Below are 3,751 nucleotides of genomic sequence, written 5' to 3' on the forward strand. Positions count from 1 at the left end.
GAAATACTCACCTGGCGCCCCACGTCGATTGACCCCTGAGCAGGAAAAAGAGCTGGCTTTGATCATTGAACATCAGCTCCCCGTAGATGTGGGATTCGAAGCAAAATATAATTGGACGCTTGCGATAATCGCTGAACTCATTCAACAAAAGTGGGGGCCAACATACACGCTTCGCGGAACAAGTGACATTCTGCATCGGTTAGGGCTAAGCTATACGAAACCGACCTATACACTAGCCAATGCCGATGAAGAGAAACAAAAAGAATTCGTCGAAATCACCTTCCCTGAAGTAAAAAAAAACTGGTAGATGGGAACATCGCCCATGTCCTCTTTCAAGATGAGTCGATGATTCGTGATTACCAAGCGATTCAAAAAACATGGTTTGTCAAAGGAAAACAACGAATCATTCCGATGTTTGGAAAACATCAAGGGCTGAAGCTGATTGGCACGTTGAACTACGAAACAGGGGAAGTGTTTTGCATCGAAGAAGAACGCTATGACGCGGAAACATTTCTTCGATTTCTTCAACTTGTGTTAGAACGCTATCCCACAGGCAAAATAGTGATGATTTTAGATAACGCTCGAATTCACCATGTCAAACTCATTCAGCCATTTTTAAAAGAACACGAAGATCGGTTAGAGCTCGTCTTTTTGCCACCATACAGTCCGCAATTGAACTTGATTGAAGGGCTATGGAAATGGCTGAAATCAGACGTGATTTACAACGTGTTCTATTCGAGTGTGCAAGAAATTAGAAAGAATGTCCAAGCCTTTATTCAGCGAATCAACCAGAAACCAGAACAAACGATCGATCGTTTGTGTGTTCAGTTGTAAATCTTTAATTCAACTTATATAGTTTTTCTTTTATGTTACCGAGAGGAATATTGACAAAGTTTTGATTTGTCTTTTTTCCTAGATTAATATTGCGTTGCCATGTTTCCGCATAGCCAATTTGATTTTCAATACAGTACTGTAGATGAGCAAATTTGCTAACATAAATTTACAAACTAAACAAAAAAGGAGACATGAACCCGATTCCTTGGTTAGAATAGATGTACCACCAACTATCCACAAGGAGGTTCATGTCTCATGAATAGATTAGCACATCACCAAGGAATCCACAAGTTTTTCTTCACGCTGGGGTTGACGCTGCAGCTTTCCAAATCGGTCATCAAGCATCTCATTCATATTGTCGATGCCTTGACCACCAAGGGATTCTCGGGAACATTGACTGATATTCATTACTGGAGCTTTCATCCGAATCATCGAACGACGCTCCGTCACTTTTTCACGAAAAGCCCTTGGAACGAGGAAAGGCTGCTTGGGAAGCTTCAAGAGTGGATCCTTTCCTAGGTCGAACGACTGGCCAAACGGAAGAATCAACCCCTTTTTGTTTCGATTGATGATACGATTTGCCAAAAAACGAAGCCCTCGTCACGGGCAACACACGCCATTCAAGGGTGTGATTGGCACTACTCGCATAAAGATCATCAATCGGTCTGGGGGCATTCGCTCGTTTGGCTGATGGTGCACACCTTCACGCAGGCGTTCCCATTTGCGTTCCGCCTGTATGACAAGAAAGCGGGAAAAAGCAAGATCGACCTGGCGATCGAGATGCTTTCCTCGCTCAAGGTGAAGCGGGCTCAGCCGGTGTATGTGCTCATGGATTCGTGGTATCCGTCCAAAAAGCTCATTGAAGCCTGCTTGAAACAGGGATTCCATGTCATCGCGATGCTCAAGACGAACCGGATTCTCTACCCGAAAGGTATCGCCATCCAAGCGAAGGAGTTTGCCCGCTATATCGAGTCCAAAGACACCCGCCTCGTCACGGTGGGGAACGAGCGCTATCGTGTCTACCGCTACGAAGGCGCGCTCAACGGTCTTGATGACGCGGTGGTGCTGCTGGCTTGGAAGGCGGATCAACCGATGACGCCGGATCATCTCCATGTCATATTGAGCACCGACCGGGAGCTGAGTGACGAAGACATCTTGCGTTACTATGCCCAGCGCTGGACGATCGAATGCTTTTTCCGGCAGGCAAAAGACCAGCTGAAGCTCGATGGGTACCGCGTTCGCCACGTTCGGGCGGTGAAACGGTATTGGGCGGTGGTGCAACTTGCGTATGTGTACAGCATGTTCGAGTCGAACAGTGATGTTTCGGATGGGCTCGATCTCCTGCGCAAGAGAAAAGGACATAGCCTCGTGGAGTTCATTTATCGTGCAGCAAAACAAAATATTCCCATTGATGCCGTGAAAAAACAGCTCCACGTGGCATAAGGGGTACCCCGTTTGTCTCTTTTTCGTATGGTAATCATTGTTAACAAAAATGCTCATCTACAGTAAGTAAGACAGGAGAAAAACTATTGTTAAAGATGGACTTACAATTTTTCAGTGAAATAAATTCTTTTGGGAAAATAATCGGGAAATATTCCGACCTTGAACAACTTGCTAAAAATACCAGTCCATCCGAATTAATTAAATATCTTGAAAAGCAAGGATGGAAAAAGGAGGTGCAACCCGGTGGTAGAAAAAGTGGCCCGGCCACTATATTTATAGATCCCAATACAGGAATGGTAGCACGTATTCATGCAAGCCCGGGGGAAGGAACACCTTACTTCAGAGTGCAAAATAAGTCAGGGAATTATCTTGACAAAAATGGTAACTTTCCTTCTAACGCTACTAGAAAAGAATTAAGAGATTTGACGCATTTTTATTTTGGAAAGTAGGTGAATAAAATGATCGTCGCCAACAATTATAGTGAAATCAAAGATCATTTTGATTTCACGGATAGTATTATAACGGATATGAAATGGAACAATCCGTTAGATTTATCTATAATGATCGACTATTATTGGGATACACAGGAGAATAGGGAAGAAAACAGAATATTAGCGTTGCATTTTAAGGATTGCCTGGCTGTGGAGTACAAACTAAAAAAAGAGATACTAGAAATGTCAAGGGATGATATCCATTTTGATAGCTTGTTCACTATTATTCGCTTCGAAAATGTAGAAGCAAATTCAAGCGTATTTCATCATTTTCATATCTATACCTTTGATTATAAAGAGCCATTGCTAAAAATTATTTGTAAGCAGGTTCAGTTGGAGGAAGTATAGGTCGGTGTTTGAAAACAATGGAAGAAGAAAAGAAGGCGGATCGCTCCGCCTTTTTTGCACGGGATAGCAACCGAAAATAATTTTGCACAAATTTTGCACGATACAAAAGAACGTGTGGCTCAAATATTGAAATATCAATACTTTTAGGTATATGGTTATTATCCTGCCGAGGGCGTTAGCGACACCCTGCTTGCTATGCGAGCGGGGTTTTTTTGTATAAAAAATAAAGTCCGGTGAGCCACACCGGACGAATGGATAAATTTTGCGAGGCTTGCTCGCTTGTTCTATAAGAATGATAACATGCCTTCGATGCATATGCATAGTAGAAAAAACATCCAAGAGTCAGTCAAGACTTTGTGGAGAACATTTTTTCGGTTCACTACGGGTGTTGTCAATCACTAGTTAGCGAACCATTTTCAGGAATTGATATCGTAAGCGCTTTTGGACTCTCATCCCTCATCTTGAAGTGATGATATTGTATTCCATTTTTTTACACCCAACCAAAATCCCGAAGCGCCGACAACGCTTGATGGATCGGCGTCCCGGATGACCGCTGCAGACACGGTAGATTCTGACGCACCACATCTGCCCACAACCGTCCTGCCTTCCGTTTGGCCTGTTCAACCCGCTTGGAC

General features: G+C 43.4%; 2 protein-coding genes and 3 pseudogenes. 4 read left to right on the forward strand and 1 reads right to left on the reverse strand.

What is annotated here, in order from left to right; genetic code table 11:
* The 4 genes and pseudogenes from LH47_RS15725 to LH47_RS14335 all read left to right on the forward strand — a co-directional run.
* Positions 1 to 834, forward strand: a pseudogene (locus tag LH47_RS15725) (IS630-like element ISBs2 family transposase); the annotation flags it as partial.
* Positions 835 to 1,089: 255 nt separating this feature from the next.
* A pseudogene (locus LH47_RS14325) lies at positions 1,090 to 2,277 on the forward strand (IS701 family transposase).
* A gap of 86 nt (positions 2,278 to 2,363) precedes the next feature.
* Entirely contained in the window at positions 2,364 to 2,726 is a 363-nt protein-coding gene (locus LH47_RS14330) for a hypothetical protein (RefSeq protein ID WP_043968640.1), read from the forward strand.
* A gap of 9 nt (positions 2,727 to 2,735) precedes the next feature.
* Entirely contained in the window at positions 2,736 to 3,116 is a 381-nt protein-coding gene (locus tag LH47_RS14335) for a hypothetical protein (protein WP_052585063.1), read from the forward strand.
* A gap of 490 nt (positions 3,117 to 3,606) precedes the next feature.
* Here the strand turns inward: LH47_RS14335 and LH47_RS15730 are convergent.
* Positions 3,607 to 3,751, reverse strand: a pseudogene (locus LH47_RS15730) (UPF0236 family protein); the annotation flags it as partial.

Source organism: Anoxybacillus thermarum, assembly GCF_000836725.1.
GTDB classification, from domain to species: Bacteria; Bacillota; Bacilli; order Bacillales; family Anoxybacillaceae; genus Anoxybacillus; species Anoxybacillus thermarum.